Below are 21,269 nucleotides of genomic sequence, written 5' to 3'. Positions count from 1 at the left end.
AACAGAACACCGGTGGTATGGACTTCGCCATAGTGCAACCAGGTGGCTACACCTCACTAAAAATAATGGAAGGGTTTGTGCATGAGTTCTACTAATATGTGGGATGCAAGGAAATTCCAAGAAAATGTAGGATCCCTAAATTCAAGATTCAATATGTTATTTTTGAGCGATATAGCACCATTCATTACAAACCCTAATAGTGATAGAAAAGTGTCCTTGAGAGCTATAATTGCTCTAAATACTAACCAAATCCAAGCAAACCTTCATAATGCCCTTAATGAAATTGAGAAAGAGTTGAGGGATAACGCTCATTTTTTGCTGAAACAAAAAGGCTTCTCCGACATTGAATCCCAAACATACCTATCAAGTAAATTCCCTTCTGGGTTTATCAAATCAAACATAATTAATGAGCTTAATTCAACCATCGAATCACTTAACAAATTAAGTGCCTTAGCGGTAGTTCACCTCAGTGTGTTGGAAACAAACTCAGGGTTGGGTGGTATATTGAAAGGACTTTTCAAGGGATACTCTAACCCAATTGATGGTATTTCCCATATATTCGGAAAAGGAAGCATGCAGATTGAAGTGAATACTAGCTTGCAAGGTTTTAATTCTACTGCGCTTTTAGTCGGTCAATCTATAGATTCAGTTTCTAAATTATTACATAAAGTTGTTTTGGAAAAATGGAATGATTTTGGAGCTATGATGGAAAATTTGTAGACTTAACAAATAACTAATGCGGAACTGCTAAAACTTGCCTCGATTCCGCTTAGTTAAACCAGCGACACCCACCACCTTCATAACAGACTTGCCTGACAAGGTGCTGTCCCTTATCACTGCCCCCCATCGAGAAGCCAGCGCTGCTTGTACAGTATCTGCTGTGCCAACAGCGCGCCCCTCCCCCCTGGGGATGTAATCCCCCCTGCCACTGGCCTATAGTGAGCCCCCACTCGAACAACCTTTGCGAGCAACACCATGTATATCGGCGAATTTGCCCGGCTGGCGGGCACCACTCCCAAGGCAGTCCGCCTCTACGAGCAGCTCGGGCTGCTGCCCGAGCCCAGGCGGCACGGCAAGTATCGCGTCTACCGGGCCGAGGATCTGGAGTGGGTCGGCTTTATCCGCGAGGCCCAGCGGCTTGGCTGCAAGCTCGGGGAGCTGGTTCCCCTGCTCGCGGGCGTCACCAGCCTCGACCACTTCCCCTGGCAGAAGGTGGAGCAGCTTATCGCGGACAAGCTGGCGCAGATCGAGGCGGAGGTCGCCAGGCTGCAACGCCAGCATCAGGGCTTGAGCCAGTGCGCCACGCTGCTGGCGCAGCACCCCTGCCGCTATGGCGCCCCGGCGCGGCAATCCCCCGACGGGCGGGATCATCCCGCCGCCGCGGATCGGGGTCAAAAGGTGGCTTGACTCTGTCCCATGGGACAAGGGGTGTAATGGGGGCTCACTTCAAGGAGCCATACCATGACCCCCAACCTGCTTGTTCTCAACGGCAACCCCAAACCCGACAGCCTCTGCCACGCCCTCGCCCGAGAGTATGCCCGCAGCGCCGAGCAAGGGGGCGCGCGCGTCACCCTGCATCACGTGGGGGAGCTCGCCTTCGCGCCGGATCTTCACCATGGCTATGACGAGGTGCAGCCCCTCGAACCGGATCTGCAGGCGGTGCAGCAGAGCCTGACGCAAGCCCACCATCTGGTGATCGTCGCCCCCGTCTGGTGGGGCCACCTGCCTGCCCGGCTCAAGGGGCTGCTGGATCGCACCCTGCTGCCGGGTTTCGCCTTTCGCTACCAGCCGGGGAAGGCGTACCCGGAGCAGTTGCTCGCCGGCAAGACGGCGCGCCTGCTGCTCACCATGGACAGCCCCCCCTGGTATTACCGCTGGTGGCAGGGTGCCCCCCTGGATCGCACCCTGGACAAGCCGGTGCTGGGGCTGTGCGGCATCCGGCTGACCCACCGCCAGCATCTGGGGCCCGTCCACACCTCGGATGAGGGGGCCCGCCAGCGCTGGCTTGCCCAGGCCGGGGCCGCCGCCCGCCAGGATGTGCAGCGGCTGGGCAGGCGCCCCGCCTAATCCCTGCCATGGGCATGTTTTGCCCATTAAAAAGCCCCGCAGTTGCGGGGCTTTTGTCGTCGAGGCGGGGGTTATTTTGCCGCAATCGCGTCTGCAATGGGGCTCTGGAACTCCTGCTCGGCTTCTGCGAAGCGATCCTGCATGGCCTTGGAGGGGGCCTTGTCCAGCAGGCTGAACAGCACGATGGCCAGGGTGGCAAACAGGAAGCCCGGGATGATTTCGTACAGACCCAGCCAGCCGAACTGCTTCCAGATGATGACGGTCAGGGCACCGACCAGCATGCCAGCCAGGGCGCCGTTGCGGGTCATGCGGGACCAGAGCACGGAGAGCAGCACCACGGGGCCGAAGGCGGCACCGAAACCGGCCCAGGCGTAGCTCACCAGCCCCAGCACCCGGTTTTCCGGGTTGGTGGCGACGGCGATGGCCACCAGGGCGATCAGCAGCACCATGGCGCGGCCGACCCACACCAGCTCTTTCTGGGAGGCGTTCTTGCGCAGGAAGGGCTTGTAGAGATCCTCGGTGATGGCGCTGGAGCAGACCAGCAGCTGGCAACTGAGGGTACTCATGACCGCCGCCAGGATGGCGGAGAGCAGCACGCCGGCAATCCAGGGGTTGAACAGGATCTTGGAGAGCTCGATGAAGACGCGCTCCGGGTTGGCGGTCACGCCGCCCGCCTGCTCGGTGAAGGTGGAGAAGTAGGCCAGGCCGAAGAAACCGATGGCCACGGCGCCACCCAGGCACAGCACCATCCAGGTCATGCTGATGCGACGGGCGCTGGCCATGGAGTGGTGGGAGTCCGCCGCCATGAAGCGCGCCAGGATGTGGGGCTGGCCGAAGTAGCCCAGGCCCCAGGCCATCAGGGAGATGATGGCGATGAAGTCCAGGTTCTTGAACATGTCGAGGTTGCTGGCGTTCTGCGCCGCCACCTGCACCATGGCGGTGTCGATGCCGCCCACGGCGATGATGACGAACACCGGGGTCAGGATGAGGGCGAAGATCATCAGGGTCGCCTGCACGGTGTCGGTCCAGCTTACCGCGAGGAAGCCGCCGAAGAAGGTGTAGGTGATGGTGGCCGCGGCACCGATCCAGAGGGCGGTGTCATAGCTCATGCCGAAGGTGCTCTCGAACAGGCGGGCACCGGCCACCACGCCGGAGGCGCAGTAGATGGTGAAGAACAGCAGGATCACCAGGGCGGAGAGGATGCGCAGCACCCGGCTCTTGTCTTCGAAGCGGTAGGTGAAGTAGTCCGGCAGGGTCAGGGCGTTGCGGTTCTTCTCGGTGTGAACCCGCAGCCGACCGGCCACCCAGCGCCAGTTGAAGTAGGCGCCGATGATGAGGCCGATGGCGATCCAGCTCTCGGAGATGCCGCCGATGAAGACGGCGCCAGGCAGGCCCATCAGGAGCCAGCCACTCATGTCGGAGGCACCGGCGGAGAGGGCAGTCACCCAGCTCCCCATCCGGCGGCCGCCGAGAATGTAGTCGTCAAAGTTACGGGTGGCGCGATAGGCGATGAAGCCGATCAACACCATCCCGAGGATGTACACCAGAAAGGTGATGAGCATGGGGGTGCTAGCTGTCATTCAAAACTCCGTTATGTGACGTCTGTGCCCGTTCTTGCGACGGACTCTTCCTTAAAAAAACCGGCCTAGAGTAATCAGCAGATCGCCGGACCACAACCACTTTTAACAAATAAAAAACACATAGAAAACGTTTAACACCTAACCAAGCAACCACTCAATTGCAATAAGGCCGGATTTTATCCCGACCTGCCAAGGGTTTACCCTGATGATCCCCTCCCCCGCGCCATAAAAAAGCCCCGACAGTGGCCGGGGCTCGGAATACCGACGGGCGGGATCAGCGGTTGATGGCGATGGGCATGCCGCTGCGCTGCTCCAGGGCCTGCTTGACCAGCTGGGAGTCGCTGTCCGCGTGGGCGATGAAGCGGGTCACGGCGGTGGACATGGGCAGCGGGGCCGGCAGGCTGGAGTTGAACTCCTCCTGGTTGCGGGAGAGGGGCTGGTGCACTTCCAGGTAGCGGCGGCCATCCGGCTCGACAGAGGCCTTGATGGGCTGGTTCACGAACTGGACGCGGGTACCGACCGGGACCTGCTTGAACAGGTACTCGATGTCGTCGTTGCGCAGACGCACGCAGCCGTGGCTCACCCGCAGGCCGATGCCGAACTGGGCGTTGGTGCCGTGGATGGCGTACATCTTGCCGATGTAGAGCGCGAACAGCCCCATGGGGTTGTCCGGACCGGCCGGCCAGACCGCAGGCAGGGTCTCGCCACGGGCGGCGTACTCGGCGTGCATCTTCGCGGTCGGGGTCCAGGTCGGGCCCGCCTTCTTGCGCTGCACGCTGGTCACCCAGTCTTCCGGGGTGTCGGTGCCGAGCTGGCCGATGCCAATCGGCAGCACTTCCACCACCTTCTTGCCTTTGGGGTAGTAGTAGAGGCGCATCTCGGCGACGTTTAGCACGATGCCTTCACGGGGGGCATCCGGCAGGATCAGCTGATGCGGCACGACCAGCTTCTCGCCCGCCTGCAGCAACAGGGGGTCTGCCTTGGGGTTGGCTTCCAGCATGTTGGTCAAGCCGAGCTGGAATCTGGCCGCTGCCGCTTCCAGGGGTTGGCCCGCCTCTTCCGGGGACACCACGTAGTCCAGGTTCTCCCCCACCAGGCGGCTGTTGGCTGCGGGCAGGGCATATTCGATGGCGAGGGCGGGCATGGCGGCCAGGATCAGGGAGCAGCACAGTGCGGCCGCCGTGTTGTGGAGGAGCTTCATAACTTTCCTGTGATAAAGGGGGTGGTTCAGCACTCTGGCCAGCGCGGAGGCGACGGGCGCGCCCGGGGCGAAGAGAAGGCCGCCATTTTTCTCCTCTGCCATGCAAATTTCAACCGCCACGTGCTGACGGGTCGGTGATTAAATACGGTGCCGCGCTGCGCCGCGGCACCTTGTCATAAGCGGGATCAGCCGTTTTTCCAACTGTGCATGTCATAACCGGTTGGCGACTGATGCAAACGCAGATGGAATTGCTCAATTATCGCAAATATGTGGTCGAAAATATCAGCCTGTATCCCTTCATACTCGGCCCAGGCGGTGGTCGCCGTGAAGCAGTAGATCTCCAGCGGCAGGCCGTCCGTGGTCGGTGCCAACTGGCGCACCATCAGGGTCATGTCCTTGCGAATGCCCGCATGAGCCCGCAGGTAGGCGTCCAGATAGGCGCGCAGGGTGCCGAGGTTGGTGAGGTGGCGACCATTGATGGGGCAGCTGATGGCATCGCTGAGCTGCTGGTTGTAGCTGCTGAGCTCCTGCTCCTTGCGGCTGAGGTAGGGCGCCAGCAACCTGGCCTGCTTGAGCTGCAACTGCTCCTGCGAGGTGAGGAAGCGCACGCTGGTCATGTCGATGTTGACGCTGCGCTTGATGCGGCGCCCGCCGGATTCGGTCATCCCCTGCCAGTTCTTGAAGGAGTCGGAGATGAGGGCATAGGTAGGGATGGTAGTGATGGTCTTGTCCCAGTTCGACACCTTGACCGTGGTGAGGCCGATGTCGGTCACCTCGCCGTCCGCCCCGTACTTGTCCATCTGCAGCCAGTCACCGACGCTAAGCATGCGGTTGGCGGAGAGCTGGATACCCGCCACCAGGCCCAGGATGGGGTCCTTGAACACCAGCATCAGGACCGCGGTCATGGCCCCCAGGCCGCTGAACAGGAAGAGCGGCGACTTGCCGAGCAGCAGGGCGATCATCAGGATGCCCACCAGGATGCTGGCCACCAGTTTCACCCCCTGGAAGATGCCGCGCAGGGGCAGATCCCGCCCAAGCCGGGTATGACGGCTCAGGGAGAGCAGGCAGTCGAGCAGAGCAAACAGGGCCAGCAGCAGGAACAGCAGGATCCAGAGCTGGGCCAGCAACTCGATAAGCGCCAGGCTCTCGGACGCTTTGGGCAGCCAGATCTCCGCCTGACCGAGCAGCACGGCGCCCTGGAACACGAAGGCGAGCCGGTAGAAGAGGCGTTGCTGCAACTGGGGCGGCAGCCACATCTGCTTGGTCTTGCCAAGCAGCCCCACCAGGCGCACCAGCAGGATGCGGTGCAGCACCAGGTGCAGCACCATGGCGGTCAGCACGATGAACCCCAGGGCAATCACCAGGGCCATCATGGGGGTTACATCGACCCCCAGGCCTGACAACCAGTTGAAAAACATCTCTTTCATCGTTACCTCCGCAATATCACACAGCGGTCAGGGTACGCATCTGGTCCCCCATGTCAAATGACAGGCCGATCACTATTGCCGAAACGACAACGCCCGGCAGGGGCCGGGCGTTGTCGTCACCAGAGGGTGCCTTAGCCGACCAGGCTCAGGGCATCACGGGCGATCACCAGCTCTTCGTTGGTGGGCATCACCAGGGCCAGACGGCTGCCTTCGACGGTGATGGGGCCTTCACCGCCCAGTACGGCTGCGTTGTTGGCCTCCTTGTCGATCTTGAAGCCGAGCAGGGCCAGTCGGGCCAGCACCATCTCGCGCACCATGGCGGCGTTCTCGCCGATGCCGCCGGTGAACACCAGGGCGTCAAGGCGACCATCCATGGCGGCAGCATAGGCACCGACGTACTTGGCAACGCGATAGGTGAAGACGTCCAGTGCACGCTTGGCACCGGCGTCGGTGGCGTAGTTGCCGGTGACGTAGCGGCAGTCGCTGCTCTCCTCGGTCATGCCCAGCAGGCCGGATTCGCGGGTCAGCACCTGGTTGATCTTGTCCACGCTGTAACCCAGGTTGTCGTGCATGAAGAAGACGATGGCAGGGTCGATGTCACCGGAGCGGGTGCCCATCGCCAGCCCTTCCAGCGGGGTCAGCCCCATGGAGGTGTCGACGGACTCGCCGTTCTTGATGGCGCAGACGGAGGCACCGTTGCCCAGGTGGCAGTTGATGATGTTGAGCTCATGGAGCGGTTTGCCCAGCGCCTTGGCGGTCTCTTCGGCGATGAAGCGGTGGGAGGTGCCGTGGGCGCCGTAACGACGGATGCCGTTCTCGCGATAGAGCTTGTAGGGCAGCGCGTAGAGGTAGGCTTCCTCTGGCAGGGTCTGGTGGAAGGCGGTGTCGAACACGGCCACGTTCTTGTCGGCCAGGGCCGGGAACACCTTGAGGGCGGCACGGATGCCGATGAGGTGCGCCGGGTTGTGCAGGGGGGCAAACGGAATGGCGGCTTCGATGCCGGCGATCACGCCGTCATCGATGCGCACGGAGCGGGAGAACTGCTCGCCGCCGTGCACGATGCGATGGCCGATGGCGACCAGCTGATCGGCCAGGGCGGGATCCTGGGGCAGGATGTGGCCCACGATGTGGTCGAGGGCTTCCTGGTGCGCGGCACCGGCGCCCAGCATGGCGTCGCCCTTGACCCCGTGGAGTTTCCATTTGATACGTGCGTCATCCAGATTGAAGCATTCGGCCAGGCCGGACAGCATGTCCTCGCCCGTTTCAGCGTCCATTACGGCAAATTTCAGGGAAGAGCTACCGCAGTTAAGGATCAATACCAACTTGCTCATGTTCTACATCTTCCTGTGCTTCGGCTTTACGCCGACAGTGTCGTGTCATCCAGCGATGGATGGGATTCCCCTGCCGGGGGCTTATGGTCGCAGGAGGGTGCGTCCAATTTTTCAAATCGTTGGGCGCAGACCGTTCGTCTGGCGCGCGCGTCGAATCAGCGATTCGCAACGGGCCTCTGTTGGCCCAATCACTCGGGACTCCAGGCCCCGGTTGCCACTCAGGCGCCGGTCAGCAGCGACTGGTGAACCTTGACGACCAGCTTCTTGACCGGACCTGGGGTCGTCAGGGTACAGAGAGGGCGATGCAGTTCTCCCGGCCAGAAGATGGCGAAGTCGCCGGGCTGCAACGCCAGATAACTGGTCTGCTCGTCATCGACGAACCAGAGATCGGGGTGAGGATGATCGGCACCGTCCCGGCTGTAGGCGTGAGGGCCCACGCCGATCCACTCCTCGCCGCGCAGCAGCAGCTGGATGTCCAGATACTGCTCATGAAACTCGCCCCGGCGATCCGCCACCGGCTCTGTCAGATCCTCGCTCACCAGGCAGAACAGCATGAGGCCGTCGACCTCCTGCTTGCCGAGGGGGGCGTGCAGCCAGCGTTCGACGCTTTGCACCACCTCGGCCACGATACGGTTCAGGGGGGCGGGCAAGGGGGTGCGTTGCAAGGTATCCAGACTGCCGGTGATCATGAGGTTCGCATCCTTAGATATATCTGTGGTCTATCTTTGTGCACCAATGAAAAAGGACCATTGAAGGTCCTTTTATCGTCTCGTCTGCCATTCGTGCAGACGGGGGCGCTGTCGCTTCCTAGCCGATGGCGCCGAGTCACTGTTGCATACTCGTCCGCCCCTGCCAAGAGATACTCGCCCATTCACCCGATGATCGTACCAGTTGAAACAATATTATTCACTACCCAATCTCCCCCGACTTTGACCAGACGCAAAAACGGGAGCATCTGCTCCCGTTTTTTTTCCATCACCCGCTCAAAGCGGTGCCATTCAAACCTTGCCGGCGTTTTCCACCGGCTTGGCGTACATGGCGCGCCAGATGGCCTTGTGCTCTTGTGGCACCTCGGACTGGCGAGTCAGGAAGGCACTCTGCTCTATGGTGCTGGCCTTGCCGGGCACATCCGCCGCGAGGTAGTTGCCCGGGAAGAGGCGATAGCTGCTCCAGATCGCCTTGTCGATGAGCGCCGCCAGCTCGTCCGGATCGCTGAAACCCTCGGTGATGGGGGCGCCGAAGGAGACATGTACCCGCCCCTTCTGGCCGACGATGCCCGCGACGATACTCTCGATGTCCTCGAACTCGCCCTTCTCGTAGCTGCCGTTGACCGACTTCTCGTAGAGCTCGCGCGCCTTGGCCTTGTCGGTGGGATCCAGCTCGTAGCTGATGCTCACCGGCACGATGTTGAGACTGCGCATGTAGTCGACGAACTCGATCTTCTGCTTCTTGCCGTCCACGTAGAACATCTTGAGGATGGCCGGATCCGTCTTGTCGTCCCCGTCCTTGGCGCGCCCCTCCTTCTGGGCGATCCAGATGGAGTGCCCCTCGTGCACCGACTGGCCGATGTAGGCCGACAGCTCTCCGAGGGCCTTCATCATCTCCCGCGGTCCCTTGGCAGAGCGCTTGACGATGAAGCTCTTGTTGAGCTTCATCAGCTCGGTGGCGCAGGGCTTGCGCAGCAGGTTGTCGCCGATGGCGATGCGCACGGTATCGAAACCGTGGGTGTGCAGTCCCCAGTTGACGAACGCCGGATCCATGGCGATGTCCCTGTGGTTGGAGACGAACAGGTAGCCCTGCTCCTTCTTGAGGTGTTCGAGCCCGGAGAAGCTCACTCCCTGGGTGGAGGTGGCGATCATCCGGGTCATGTAGCGGGTCACCCCCATCTGTACCTGATGGATGGTGCTGACCTTGGCCCACTTGTGGCGCAGGAACTGGCGGATCAGCGGGCGAATGGCCCAACCCAGCCAGCTCATCAGGGAACCGAAGCGGTATTTGGCGATGGCGCCGATAAACTCGTCATCCTGGATCAGCCGCTCGATGGCAGCCGGTACTTCTTCATCGCGATAGGGGCGAATGTCCGCGAATCTATCTACTTCTGTCACAATGTCTGCCTTGCATGTATGGAGTCGCGGCCTGCGTCTGCCGGCCGGGAAAATTCAGGGCGCAATTTTACACGCTTTTATCCCCAGGGGTATGAGAGGCGTACAGATAGTGCGATCTTGCAGTGAAAAAGCGATGGCGGTCACCCGCCAGCCCCCCTTTCTACAACGGCTGCGCTAGCCAGCGGGGTTGATGAGCGCGGTGAGGACGTGGTCCTCCCAGCGGCCGTTGATCATCAGATAGTCCCGAGCGTACCCCTCCTGCTCGAACCCCAGCCGTTCGAGGAGCGCGCCGCTTCGCAGGTTCGCGGGCATGTAGCTGGCCATGATGCGATGCAGGCCCCGCTCCCGGAACAGGTGATCGATGCCGGCGGCCACCACCTCCTGCATCAGGCCCTGCCCCTCGTGCTCCTTGTCGATGGCATAGCCCAGGTGGCACGCCTTGAACATGCCCATCACAATGTTCGTGAAATTGCAGGTGGCGAGCACCCGCTCCCCCCTGGGATCGAGCGCCACCAGTTGCACGGCACTGCCCTCGAAATAGTGGCCGTAACCGTCGCGCAAGCGGGTCTGCCAGTGGGCGAGGGTGTAGAAGCTCTCCTCCCGCCTGGGCTCCCAGGGGGACAGGTGGGTGCGATTGCGCAGATAGAAATCCACCATCAGGCAGGCCCGCTCCGGGGTCAGCACGGTCAGCCGGGTACGGGGGGTGGCAATGTGGGGCAACGTCGTCATCTCACACTCCGGGGGTTGGAAGCAGACAAAAGGGTCATCAGAGATCCCTCAGCCTCAGCCACTCGTCCCGCAGCAGGCCGTAGTGCACATGATCCACCACCCTGTCCGCCAGCCGCTCCGCCCGCCGGGTGATCCCCTCCTGGGTCATTCCCAGCCGCTCGCACACGGCCCGGCTCGCCTCGTTCTCGAGGGCGGCGCTGATCTCTACCTTCTCCATCCCCATCTCCTCGAAGGCGTGATGGATCAGGGCCTGGCAGGCCCGGGTGATGATGCCATGCCCCTGCCAGCGCTCCGCCAGCCAGTAGCCGATGGTCACCTTGCCGAGCTCGTGATCGATCTCGTTGTAACCGATGACGCCGACCACCTCCCCCTGATACTCGATGGCCGTGGTCAGCCCCTCCCCCCGGGCAAACTTCTCGATGGCGTGGCGAATGAAGGTGGCGCTGTCGGCGGGCTGCTGGATGTGGGGTACCCAGGGCAGCCACTGGGAGAGGTAATCGCGGTTGCGCTGGCAGAGGCGAAACAGCTCGCTGGCCATGTCGGGTTGCAGGAACAGGAGCGCCAGCTCGTCATCCAGTTGCCATGAAAACATCGCCACTCCTCCCCGGTTCCGCTCCGGCCATCTGCCGTCATGGGAGCCAATGTAGTCAATCAATCCCTTGTTTGCCAAGGACTTTTCAACCGACTTCCCCCCTGGCAACCCCCATATGGCGATCCCCATGCGGGCACCTTGATCCCAAGGTCATCAATCACCCCTCACAGCGGTTCAACATGCTGCCATTACTAGTATTTGTGGATGATTGACGCTGTAAAAGTGAATCGTGCTACCTGTTTTCGCTGCCCTGTGACAAATGACAGGCCGTTATTTCCCCCCTTCCCACTAGTGTAAGAGCGCCGGGCAACGGACCCGGCGTGTAATCTTCATCGACTAAGGAAAGACGAGATGAACAAAGTCTATTTGGCCGTCATGCTGGCCTGCTGGGGAAGCGCCGCCATGGCGGCAGAACAGGTGGAAGTGAACCAGGTCTCCGACCTGGCCGGTGCGGTGAGTGGCGCCGCCAAGATTGGCGCCCTTGGCGCCGGGGATGGCGAGTTTCGCAAGGTGCGGGCGGTGACGCTGCCCAATGGCCAGCAGCGGATACGCTATGAGCAGACCTGGCAGGGGATTCCGGTGTGGGGCCAGGTTCTGGTGGCCGATCAGGCGCTGGGGGGCCAGGTCAATCAGGTGTCCGGCACCATGCTGCGCAAGATCGATGCCGACCTGACGGGCCCGGCCGTTGCCCTCTCCGCCAGCGACGCCGCACGCCAGGCTCGCAGCGGTGCCAAGGGGAGCAACGAACAGGTCAAGCTGTTCGTGATGCAGGATGAGACCGGCCAGGCCAGACTGGTCTATCTGGTCTCCTGGCTCGCCGCCAGCAAGGAACCGAGCCGCCCCTTCGTGATGATCGACGCCCAGACCGGCAGCGAGCTCAAACGCTGGGAGGGGATCAACCACAAGGACGCCACCGGCCCGGGAGGCAACGTCAAGACCGGCAAGTATTTCTACGGCGCCGACTTTGGCCCCCTGCAGGTAGATGACAACTGCCGCATGACGGGGACCAACGTGGACACCCTCAACATGAATCACGGCACCACGGGGGGCACCATCCACCAGTTCACCTGCCCGGAGAACACGGTCAAGGAGATCAACGGTGCCTATTCCCCTCTCAACGATGCCCACTACTTCGGCAACGTGGTGTTCGACATGTACCGCAACTGGTACAACACGGCGCCGCTGAGCTTCAAGCTCAAGATGCGGGTGCACTACAGCCGCAACTACGAGAACGCCTTCTGGGACGGCAGCCAGATGACCTTCGGCGACGGGGCCACCACCTTCTATCCGCTGGTGAGCCTGGATGTGGCGGCCCACGAGGTGAGCCATGGCTTCACCGAGCAGAACTCAGGACTGGTCTACTCCGGTCAGTCTGGCGGCATCAACGAGGCCTTCTCCGACATGGCGGGGGAAGCGGCCGAATACTACATGAAGGGCAGCAACGACTGGCTGGTGGGGGCCCAGATCTTCAAGGGCAACGGCTCCTTGCGCTACTTCGAGGACCCGGCCCGGGACGGCAAGTCCATCGGCCACGCCAGCGATTACTATGACGGCATCGACGTGCACCACAGTTCCGGGGTCTACAACCGCGCCTTCTACCTGCTGGCCAACACCAGCGGCTGGCAAACCCGCAAGGCGTTCGAGGTGTTCGTGCTGGCCAACCGCCTCTACTGGGGCCCCAACACCACCTTCGATCAGGGGGCGTGCGGGGTGACCAGGGCCGCCACGGATCTCGGCTACAGCGTGAGCGACGTGGCAGCCGCCTTCACCGCCGTCGGGGTCAATGCCACCTGCGGCGGCACCACGCCCCAACCGGGCAGCGTGCTGCAAAACGGGGTACCGGTGAGCAATCTCACCGCCGCCAAGAGGGGCAAGCTGAACTTCACCGTCGAGGTGCCCGCCGGCAGAAGCCAGCTGGTGGTGACCAGCAGCGGCGGCAGCGGGGATGCGGATCTCTACGTGAAGTTCGGCAGCGCGCCGACCGCCAGCAGCTATGACTGCCGCCCCTACAAGAGCGGCAATGCCGAAACCTGTACCCTGAACGCCCCCAAGGCGGGGACCTGGCACGTGCAGCTGAGCGGGTTCAGCGCCTTCTCCGGCGTCACCCTCAAGGCCAGCTACTGAGTCTGAGCGGGCATCAAGGGGAATTAGCGAAGAGCGCCGGCCTGGTCCGGCGCTTTTTTATGTCCGCTTGCCCGACCAGCGCCGGGCCAGGGTACGGGCCGCCTCCAGCACCCGCTCCTTGGCGGGATTGGGGCGCTTGCCGCTGCGCCAGGCCATCATCACGTCCCAGTGATCCGGTGGCAGATCCACCACGTCCAGCTTCACCAGGCGACCGAACTCCAGATCCCGGGTGATGGCGAGCGCCGGCATCAGGGTGATGAAGCCGTGCTCCAGCGCCAGCTCCCGCGCCGCACTCGCTGGCTGGATGGCGTGCAGCGGGCTCGCCACCTGGCGCAGCAGACGCAACTGCAGGATCAGCTCGTCGCAGCCCGTCCCCCACTGCTGGGGCGCCAGCCGCTCGTTGGCAATGTCCTGCAGGGTCAGCCCTTGCCGCCCGGCCAGCGGGTGGGTGGCGCAGGCCACGGCGATGATCGGGGAACGGTAAAGCAGTTCGAGCTGGATGCCCGCGATGGCAGGGCACTTGAGAATGAAGCCCACGTCGGTCTCGCCGGTCAGCAACTCCTGCATGATGATGCCAGAGTGATCCGTGTTGCAGCGGATCTCGAAGGTCTCGTCCACCAGGGCCAGCAGCAGGGGGCCGAACACCGCCGTGGTCAGGGAGGGGAGGCAGGAAAGCCGGATCCGCGGCAATGCAGGCGCCCCCTGCATCGCCAGCCGCCCCCCTTCCAGTGCGCTCAGGGCCGCAGTCGCGGCAGGCAGAAACTGCTCGCAGGCCGGGGTCGGGGTGGCCCCCCGACGATGGCGACGGAACAGGGACTGACCCAGCTCCTGCTCCAGCACGGCAATGCGCTGGCTCACCATGGGTTGTGACCAGCCGCGAATGGCGGCCACCTTGCTGAAGCTGCCACGGTTGGCCACATCCAGCAGCAGTTGCAAATCGTCGAGGGTCATAGCCATAACCAAATCCAATATGAAATATAGCCAGTTGTCGGCTACCACTATATCTGGAGCCCCACCAGAATAGCAGCATCAATCGTCATGAACCGGCTGAACGCCACCGAGCCAGGGAGTTGTCATCCCCCTTGGCTCTGTTTGGTGACGGCGCCGTTCGGGCAAGAAAGACAACAATATCAGCGAAGCAAACAGAGGTATCAGGGTCATGGTGGATCGGGCGAGGCGGTTGGGGCGGTGGTTCTTGGCATTGGATTCCCTGCTGGTGATCCTGGGCTTCTTCGTGGTGATGCCCATGATCAGCCTGCGCTTCGTCGACCAACTGGGCTGGGCCGCCGGTGTGGTCGGACTGGCACTGGGGCTGCGTCAGCTTACCCAGCAAGGGCTGGGGGTCTTTGGCGGCTCCCTCGCCGACAAGTTCGGGGCGCGCCCCCTCATCGTCTGCGGCATGCTGCTGCGGGCGCTGGGGTTTGCCAGCCTGGCCTATGCCCAGAGCGGATTGGAACTGATCCTCTCCTGCATCATCTCGGGGCTGGGTGGCTGCCTGTTCGATCCCCCCCGCGCCGCCCTGGTGATCAAGTTCACCCGGCCACGGGAGCGGGGTCGCTACATCTCCCTGCTGATGATGCTGGAGAGCGCCGGCGCCGTGGTGGGAGCCCTGCTCGGCAGCTGGCTGCTGAACTTCGATTTTGAATATGTCTGCCTGCTGGGTGCCGGCCTGTTCGTCTGCGCCGCCCTGTGCAACCTGCTGATCCTGCCCCCCTACAAGCTTTCGGTGCGCCCGACGCCGATCCGGGACGGCCTCGGCCAGGTGCTGGCGGACAAGGCCTTCTGCCGACTGGTGCTGATCTTAAGCGGCTACTACGCGCTCTGGGTGCAGGTCATGCTGATCTTCCCCATTCTCGTCAAACAGATGGCAGGCAGCACCACGGCGGTGGGCTGGATGTACACCCTGGAGACGGCCATCTCCCTGGCCCTGCTCTACCCCCTTGCCCGGTTCGGCGAGCGCCACTTCAAGCTGGAGAACCGCCTGATGGCGGGGGTGCTGCTGATGACCACGGGGATCGGGCTGGTGGCCTTTGCCACCACCTTGCCCGCCGTCTTCCTGCTGCTCGCCTGCTTCTATCTCGGCATCGTCATCGCCGAGCCGGCGCGGGAAACCCTGATGACCAAGCTGGCACAACCGGGGGCGCGGGGCAGCTACATGGGCTTCAGCCGACTGGGGCTGGCGCTGGGGGGCATGACGGGTTACGTGGGGGGCGGCGCCCTGCACGACTACGCCATGGCCCAGGGGCAACCCTGGTTGCCCTGGCTGGTGCTCGGCACCGTCGGTGTCACCACCTTGCTGCTGCTGGCCAACTGCTTCCAGCGCGGCTCCCGCCTGGCAGGGGTCAACGCCTGATCCTCTGGTAATCATCCCGTCTACCCCGGGCGCCCTTCTCTTGAAGGGCGCCCTTTTTTCACCTTCATCTTGCATTGCCCTCCCCCTCGTCTGCGTCCATCCACCCGAAAATCCCCCATAAAAAAAGCGGCAGATTGCTCTGCCGCTTTTGCCCAGCCCGCTTGGCTGTTACTTGTTGATATCCAACATGTTGTTTTGCAACATGAAGTCGATCACCTGGTTGGCAGTCGTCCCTGAACCGCCCGTCAGAGTGTCGAAGGTGTGGTTCATCAGCACTATCTCCTGGGTCACCGGCGCGGCACTGCTCTCCTTGACTTGCAGATGCACCCCTTCGCTGTCCTGGAACACCGAGAGCAGGCTCTTCAGGGAGCTCTCGCTCTTGCTACCATCGCTGTCGAGCAAGTCGCTCAGATCCAGCTTGTCCCCTTCCGACTTGCTGAAATCGACGATGTAGTCCTTGGCCACCTTGCCAGCCTCAGTATCCCCCTTCAGCCAGGTGAAGGTATCGGCACCTGCATCCCCCATGAGGATGTCGTTGCCGGCCCCCCCGATCAGGATGTCGTTGCCCAGCCCGCCGCTCAATATGTCATTGCCGGTACCGCCATAGAGGGTGTCGTTGCCACTGCCACCATAGAGGCGATCGTTGCCGCTCTCCCCATAGAGGGTGTCGTTGCCGCTACCACCGAACAAGGTGTCGTTGCCGGCACCGCCGTACAGGAAGTCATCACCCCCCTGACCGAACAGGATGTCATTGCCATCACCGCCGAGGAGGGTGTCACCCTTGTCATTGGTCGACGACTGATCGAACTCGCTGGCATGATCCGTGATGTAGGCGTGCACCTGGGCATCGGTCACCGACCCTGCCCCCAGCTTGCCACTCACATACTGCTTGATCGCCGCATACCCTTCCCCGCTGATGCCGGTGAAGCGTACCGCGTCGCCAAACAGGATGTCGTCGCCCGCACCGCCATCCAGCCTGTCAACGCCGGGCAGGTTGCTGACCGGCGTCCCCAGAATGGCATTGGCGAGATCGGAGGCAGACACATTGGACTGTACGACCTTGTCGCTATCAAACAGCTTGAGAATATCGCTCGATACCCCGCTGCCGATCCCGATGGCCGCCAGCACCACATTGTTTGCCTCCAGCAGCGGCAGCACATTCAATGCGTTGTCCCGTGCCGTGCTGTTGGTCGACCCCGAGGTGTAACTGGTTGAGATCTCGAAGGTTCCATCCCCTTGCGCCTTGATCTTGCCGATGTTCTGGGAGCCCCAGTTACCATTTCCGTTCTGTGACCACTGCTTGACGTTACCGCTGGCATCCACAATCACCCGCTGGGTGCCCCCGATATTGGCGTAGAAGGCCGTACCCGGTACGTAGTTGTTGACGTTGACAAAGGTATCCAGACCTTCCTGGGTCTTGGTGTTCACCACCGGATTGATCTCTTCGTTGTAGAAGTAGGAGTTCGGAGCCCCATCGGTGATGAAATAGGCCTGATTCTTCGCATTGGTGTTGTTCTTGGCCAGGTCGCTGTTGAACCAGTTGGAGGTGACCTTGAGCGGATCCTCGTAGTTGGTCAGCCCCGAGGTACCATCCATGCTGGTCAGTACATCACCCAGCAGCTTCAACGCATTGGGATCTTTGAGATCCACGCTGACGGAACGATTGACCTGAGTATCAAAATCGATCAGGAAGACGTTGACCTTGCCCGCCGCCTCCTTGCCAGCACTCGCCTGGAGCTCTTTGAACACCTGGGTCAGTTGATCCCGGATGGTCTTCATCGCCGACGAACCGATACTGCTCGAGGTGTCGATCATGAAGGCGAGGTTGTAGTTCTGGCCCGGCAGCATCACGCTGCCATCCAGATCCCCCACCACGATATTGTGCTCGCTGCCATAGGTCCGGTTCTGGTCCCCCGGCTCCCCTTCGGTGGCGTTGAAGTAGCTCAGGCGGATGCTGTCGTCATCGGTCGCGGTACTGGTCAGATCGGTCCCGACCTCCTTGGCGATGACATCGACCTTGAGATTGACCAGGCCCGCCTTGTCACCCGGTACCCGCAGAGTCAGGCCGCTCAGATTCAGATCCAGTGCATTGCTGCTCCACAGCTTGTCCGACGCGGTGAAGGTCAGCTTGCCATCGTCCCCGACGGTACCCAGCAACTGGCTGCCCTTGTAGAGCTCGGAGCCTTTGGGCATGCCGCTCAGCACCAGGCTGTCAAACACCTCGCTGCCATCCCTGTCGGTGAGAGAGGCCGTCAGCTCGACCGGGTAATCCACCTTGGTCGGCGGAACCAGGGTCAGCTCACCCGTGGTCTGGTTGATCTGGTAGATGCCGTCTGCGAACTGGACATATTCCATGTCGTGCAGGGCCTTGGTCACCCCGACGCCTCGCTCGGACACGACGAAGTCGAACCACTTGTCGTTGTTCGAATAACCCTCGCCCTTCTTGATGGAGTAGTCGGCACGATTGCCGGGCAGCACGGCGATATCCGTGCCAGTCCCGCCATAGAGGCCGTCATTGCCAAGACCGGAGACCAGGATGTCGTTGCCTTCACCACCATAGAGGGAATCGCCCTGGATGGCATCGCTGCCCACCAGAATGTCATTCCCCTGGTTGCCGACCAGGCTGTCGCCACCACCCTTCTGGCTCACGATGTAGTCGTTGCCGCTGGTGCCATTGACCTGATCCTGCCCAGAAGAGCTATCGGTCAGGGTCTTGGTGATCCCGAGGGCCCCCTTGTCGAAGTTGCCGGACTGGAACTGGCCCGTGGTGATCCCCGCGCTCGGGAAGCTCAGGTTGTAAAGGGGAATACCGTTGCCCACCAGACTCAGGTTGACGGTCGGCTTGTCGGCCACCGCCGCCACGTCGATCACCAGCTTGCTGCCGTTGCTGAGGTTGGCACCGTCGCTTATCTGATAGCCGATGCTGGCATAGTCGCCCTTCATGTTGCCGACCACGGCGCCGTTGCCGTTGGCGGCATGGGTGCTCGATTCGTTCAGACCGGGCACGAAGCGCAGATGGCCTGCGTTCACCTCGGCATAGGAGATGAGGGATCCGGTTTGCACCGCAACCCACTGCCCAGCCGCATTGAGGTATTCGAGGGTACCGTTCAGCGGCAGGGTGTTGATCTGCACCCCGAGATCGGTCGCGTCCTGATCATCGCTGGCACCGAACTGGGCCCAGGTCAGGACCTGGGGCTGATCTTCGGCACCGGTGCTGTGGCCGCCAGCCGCCGTCGGCGCCCGATCATTGTCCACTATGGTACCGGTCCCGCTCTGACCACCGATGGTCACCGAGAGGGTCTCGTTCGTCTCGACCAGGCGATCGTTTACCGTCGGGATGGTCACCGTGAAGTCTGTCACGCCCGCCGGTACCGTGATCTTGCCGGTGGTGCTGTTGTAGGTCACGCCGTTGCTGAACTGGGCATTGCCCCAGTCCTGGTTGGAGGCGGGGTTGTTGCCCGATCCGCGAATGGCGAAATCGTATTCGGTCGCTTCCTGGGTCGCATCGGACAAGGTGACCTTGTGCAACAGGTTGCCCCCTTCAGTCACGCTCTCGCTGGAGACACCCTGAACCAACGGCGTGAAGAGAGGCTTGGTGGCGAAGGAGCCAATGCTGGCGTCACCGTCACCATCCACCACCCGGATCTGGAAGTCGATGTCACCATCACCCAGGGGTTTGGACATGCGCTGGTACTGGAAGAACTCCCACTTGCCGGTGGCTGGTGTGAACTCCAGCTTGAAGACGAGGTTGCCGCCCGCATCCTTCCCGAGCAGGGTATTGGCCCCGCTGGCGGTGATGGCGATGGCTGAGCCGGAAGCCGTCCGCAGACCATTCTCGAAGGTCGCCGGGTCCAGCACCAGCCCGATGGAGCCCTTGCCGTCCGCCCCCCACTGCGGGGTCACGGTGCCGGAACCATAGGCGATGGCCTGCGCCGTGTTGGCACCGAGGAACTCGATGCTCTGTACGGTGAAGTCGCTGTTGTCGGAGGTATTGGTGTTGCCGTTGTTGGTCGCCTTGATCACCATGGTATCGAAGCCACCCTGCTGCACCTGGAAGTTCTGGTTGAACTCCCCACCCGATGCGTTGGAGTTGAATACCAGGGTGCTGATCAGCACACCACCGCGATAGAACTCCACGACCCCGCTCTCCAGCTCGCCGCCAAACATCTTGCTGAACTTGATGTTGGCGCCGTAGGCAACCTTGCCCGCATCCAGCCTGACGATCAGCTGCTCGGAGGCGGACGATCCGTCGGCAAAGTGACGGAAGTCAATCTCGTTGGCAAGGTTGTGGTAAGGCGCAGCACCGCTGGCCACCCCCAGCCCCGAGCTGGAGCCGTTGACATCCGCCGTTACCAGTGAGGAATCGGTTGCCGACTTGAAGCCCAGGGCGCTGATGGTAAAGCCCGCCATGTTCAGGGTGCTCTGGTTGCCACTGTACTTGGTCAGGTCGAAGAGCCCGGTCAGCACGTTCGGAATATCGGTCTTCACCACGGAAACGGCATCGCTGTTGCCAGCAATGGGGGAGTCGTCCTCGACGCTGACATCCAGCTTGCCCTTGGTGACACCGCTGCCATCGGAGACCTCCACGTCCAGCTGGAACGACAGCTTGTCTTCCGAGGTCGTATCCCCGTGGTCGAGGGGGCCCTTGAGGGTCACGTCATAGGTCCACTCTCCCTTGCCGCTGGCATTGGGTGCCGTCAGCTTGACCTCGACCACCGCCTTGTAATCGGCGCCGCCAATCGCCCCCGTGTAGCCGACCAGCGTCTTGCTGCCCGCATCCCAGCTCCATTGGACCTTGGCCCCACCGGACGTCAGCCCGGCCGGTCCGTTCAGGGAGATGTTGAGCGTGCTGCTGTCGATGTCGCCCACCGAGAGGGTACCGGACGCCTTGATGGCATTGGTGGTATCCGGGTTGCCGACCGTGTCGGCAATACCGTTTGCCAGCCCCTCTTCGGAGACGACAGCCCCATTGGAGATGGTCAGCGTCGGCAGATCGTTGACCGCATCCACCTTGATGGTCACGGTTGCGGGACTCGCATCCACGGCGCCGTCGTTGTCTACCGCCGCATAGTTGAAGGTGGTGTTGCCGTTCCAGTTCGCATTCGGAGTGAAAGTGAGCTTGCCGGCGTCCGCCACCGCAATGCTCTGATCCACCGTCACAGCCGCCCCGTTCAGATAGAGGATGCCGTTGGCAGGCAGGCTCTTGATGGTGAAACTCACCACGTTGCCATCAATGTCGCTGCCACTGAGGGTCGGAATGGCGATGCTGGCGGCATCTTCCTGACCGTTTGCCTGCTTGTTTGCCGTCTCCGGCGCTTCATTCAGGATCTGCGCGTTGTCGCTGCCCGGCAGGGAGACGTTGCCCGCCTTGTCGGTCTGGGTCGCCGTCACCGTCAACGACTTGCCGTTGGCCGGGGTCGTCTCCGTCCAGCTGATGGTGCCATTCTGATAGCCGTAGCTCTTGCCATTGCTTGCCAGCAGGGTGCCATCGGCCTTGAGCGTCAACTGGACAGTGCTGTTCACCCCACCATTGTTGATGGTCAGCGTCACCTTGCCGCCCGCAACCAGGTCTGCGTGATTGATCCCGGCGCGTACCTGGATCTGATCATTGCCAATCTCGGCCTTGGTCAGCATCTGGTCGTTGTTGGCATCATCCACGATAACCACGGTCGGGGCATTGGGTGCCTGGGTGTCGATCGCGGTGTCGTCACTGCCGCCAGTGCCCACGTTGCCGTTGAGATCGCTGTAGCTGCCGTCCTT

The 21,269-nt window shown here is 61.9% G+C and carries 15 protein-coding genes; 5 read left to right on the top strand and 10 right to left on the bottom strand.

Annotated elements, in window-relative coordinates; genetic code table 11:
* The first annotated feature begins 81 nt into the window (after window positions 1-81).
* The 3 genes from BGO64_RS13650 to BGO64_RS13640 all read left to right on the top strand — a co-directional run bounded on the left by BGO64_RS13650 (window position 82) and on the right by BGO64_RS13640 (window position 2,067).
* Complete coding sequence (locus tag BGO64_RS13650; protein ID WP_286700847.1) at window positions 82-720, top strand: hypothetical protein; 639 nt, start codon at window positions 82-84, stop codon at window positions 718-720.
* 255 nt (window positions 721-975) lie between these two features.
* Entirely contained in the window at window positions 976-1,407 is a 432-nt protein-coding gene (locus BGO64_RS13645) for a MerR family transcriptional regulator (RefSeq protein WP_286700846.1), read from the top strand.
* A gap of 54 nt (window positions 1,408-1,461) precedes the next feature.
* Window positions 1,462-2,067 (top strand): NAD(P)H-dependent oxidoreductase, encoded by a 606-nt coding sequence (locus tag BGO64_RS13640; protein WP_286700845.1) that lies wholly within the window; start codon window positions 1,462-1,464, stop codon window positions 2,065-2,067.
* Window positions 2,068-2,138: 71 nt separating this feature from the next.
* Here the strand turns inward: BGO64_RS13640 and putP are convergent, their stop codons facing one another.
* From putP to BGO64_RS13600, 8 genes are all read right to left on the bottom strand, one after another.
* Complete coding sequence (gene putP, locus BGO64_RS13635) at window positions 2,139-3,647, bottom strand: sodium/proline symporter PutP (protein ID WP_266110009.1); 1,509 nt, start codon at window positions 3,645-3,647, stop codon at window positions 2,139-2,141.
* A gap of 274 nt (window positions 3,648-3,921) precedes the next feature.
* Window positions 3,922-4,848, bottom strand: coding sequence for a L,D-transpeptidase family protein (locus tag BGO64_RS13630; protein ID WP_010675523.1), 927 nt, complete (start codon window positions 4,846-4,848; stop codon window positions 3,922-3,924).
* Window positions 4,849-5,033: 185 nt separating this feature from the next.
* Window positions 5,034-6,275 carry a mechanosensitive ion channel family protein gene (locus BGO64_RS13625; RefSeq protein ID WP_010675524.1) on the bottom strand — a complete coding sequence of 414 codons (1,242 nt, stop codon included), beginning with the start codon at window positions 6,273-6,275 and terminating at the stop codon, window positions 5,034-5,036.
* A 131-nt stretch (window positions 6,276-6,406) separates the two neighbouring features.
* The gene (locus tag BGO64_RS13620) at window positions 6,407-7,606 is read right to left on the bottom strand and encodes an acetate kinase (RefSeq protein WP_010675525.1); all 1,200 of its coding nucleotides are present in this window, start codon (window positions 7,604-7,606) and stop codon (window positions 6,407-6,409) included.
* Window positions 7,607-7,824: 218 nt separating this feature from the next.
* Window positions 7,825-8,295 carry a NanQ anomerase/TabA/YiaL family protein gene (locus tag BGO64_RS13615; RefSeq protein WP_043156325.1) on the bottom strand — a complete coding sequence of 157 codons (471 nt, stop codon included), beginning with the start codon at window positions 8,293-8,295 and terminating at the stop codon, window positions 7,825-7,827.
* Between the two features lie 309 nt (window positions 8,296-8,604).
* Window positions 8,605-9,711: a 1-acyl-sn-glycerol-3-phosphate acyltransferase gene (locus BGO64_RS13610; protein ID WP_010675527.1), complete on the bottom strand. Its 1,107-nt coding sequence runs from the start codon at window positions 9,709-9,711 to the stop codon at window positions 8,605-8,607.
* Between the two features lie 174 nt (window positions 9,712-9,885).
* The gene (locus BGO64_RS13605; protein WP_286700844.1) at window positions 9,886-10,440 is read right to left on the bottom strand and encodes a GNAT family N-acetyltransferase; all 555 of its coding nucleotides are present in this window, start codon (window positions 10,438-10,440) and stop codon (window positions 9,886-9,888) included.
* Window positions 10,441-10,477: 37 nt separating this feature from the next.
* The gene (locus tag BGO64_RS13600; RefSeq protein WP_041215761.1) at window positions 10,478-11,032 is read right to left on the bottom strand and encodes a GNAT family N-acetyltransferase; all 555 of its coding nucleotides are present in this window, start codon (window positions 11,030-11,032) and stop codon (window positions 10,478-10,480) included.
* A 351-nt stretch (window positions 11,033-11,383) separates the two neighbouring features.
* Between BGO64_RS13600 and BGO64_RS13595 the strand changes: the two genes are divergently transcribed.
* Window positions 11,384-13,156 (top strand): M4 family metallopeptidase, encoded by a 1,773-nt coding sequence (locus BGO64_RS13595; protein WP_286700843.1) that lies wholly within the window; start codon window positions 11,384-11,386, stop codon window positions 13,154-13,156.
* A 57-nt stretch (window positions 13,157-13,213) separates the two neighbouring features.
* Here the strand turns inward: BGO64_RS13595 and BGO64_RS13590 are convergent, their stop codons facing one another.
* On the bottom strand, window positions 13,214-14,113 hold the full coding sequence (locus tag BGO64_RS13590) for a LysR family transcriptional regulator (protein WP_029314793.1): 900 nt from the start codon (window positions 14,111-14,113) through the stop codon (window positions 13,214-13,216).
* A 202-nt stretch (window positions 14,114-14,315) separates the two neighbouring features.
* Here BGO64_RS13590 and mdtH point away from each other — a divergent pair, with 202 nt between their 5' ends.
* Complete coding sequence (gene mdtH, locus BGO64_RS13585) at window positions 14,316-15,509, top strand: multidrug efflux MFS transporter MdtH (RefSeq protein WP_029314794.1); 1,194 nt, start codon at window positions 14,316-14,318, stop codon at window positions 15,507-15,509.
* A gap of 168 nt (window positions 15,510-15,677) precedes the next feature.
* Here the strand turns inward: mdtH and BGO64_RS13580 are convergent.
* A partial coding sequence (locus BGO64_RS13580) for a type I secretion C-terminal target domain-containing protein (RefSeq protein ID WP_286700842.1) occupies window positions 15,678-21,269 on the bottom strand: 5,592 nt, incomplete at its 5' end.

The sequence above is a fragment of the Aeromonas sp. 62-46 genome, from assembly GCF_001898585.1.
Classification (GTDB): domain Bacteria; phylum Pseudomonadota; class Gammaproteobacteria; order Enterobacterales; family Aeromonadaceae; genus Aeromonas; species Aeromonas caviae.
This window is presented reverse-complemented; position numbering and strand designations above follow the sequence as displayed.

Bases quoted from the DNA above. Each gene is read 5' to 3' on its own strand.
- BGO64_RS13650 (WP_286700847.1), top strand. From the start codon at position 82: ATGAGTTCTACTAATATGTGGGATGCAAGGAAATTCCAAGAAAATGTA.
- BGO64_RS13645 (WP_286700846.1), top strand. From the start codon at position 976: ATGTATATCGGCGAATTTGCCCGGCTGGCGGGCACCACTCCCAAGGCA.
- BGO64_RS13640 (WP_286700845.1), top strand. From the start codon at position 1,462: ATGACCCCCAACCTGCTTGTTCTCAACGGCAACCCCAAACCCGACAGC.
- putP (WP_266110009.1), bottom strand. From the start codon at position 3,647: ATGACAGCTAGCACCCCCATGCTCATCACCTTTCTGGTGTACATCCTC.
- BGO64_RS13630 (WP_010675523.1), bottom strand. From the start codon at position 4,848: ATGAAGCTCCTCCACAACACGGCGGCCGCACTGTGCTGCTCCCTGATC.
- BGO64_RS13625 (WP_010675524.1), bottom strand. From the start codon at position 6,275: ATGAAAGAGATGTTTTTCAACTGGTTGTCAGGCCTGGGGGTCGATGTA.
- BGO64_RS13620 (WP_010675525.1), bottom strand. From the start codon at position 7,606: ATGAGCAAGTTGGTATTGATCCTTAACTGCGGTAGCTCTTCCCTGAAA.
- BGO64_RS13615 (WP_043156325.1), bottom strand. From the start codon at position 8,295: ATGATCACCGGCAGTCTGGATACCTTGCAACGCACCCCCTTGCCCGCC.
- BGO64_RS13605 (WP_286700844.1), bottom strand. From the start codon at position 10,440: ATGACGACGTTGCCCCACATTGCCACCCCCCGTACCCGGCTGACCGTG.
- BGO64_RS13600 (WP_041215761.1), bottom strand. From the start codon at position 11,032: ATGTTTTCATGGCAACTGGATGACGAGCTGGCGCTCCTGTTCCTGCAA.
- BGO64_RS13595 (WP_286700843.1), top strand. From the start codon at position 11,384: ATGAACAAAGTCTATTTGGCCGTCATGCTGGCCTGCTGGGGAAGCGCC.
- BGO64_RS13590 (WP_029314793.1), bottom strand. From the start codon at position 14,113: ATGGCTATGACCCTCGACGATTTGCAACTGCTGCTGGATGTGGCCAAC.
- mdtH (WP_029314794.1), top strand. From the start codon at position 14,316: ATGGTGGATCGGGCGAGGCGGTTGGGGCGGTGGTTCTTGGCATTGGAT.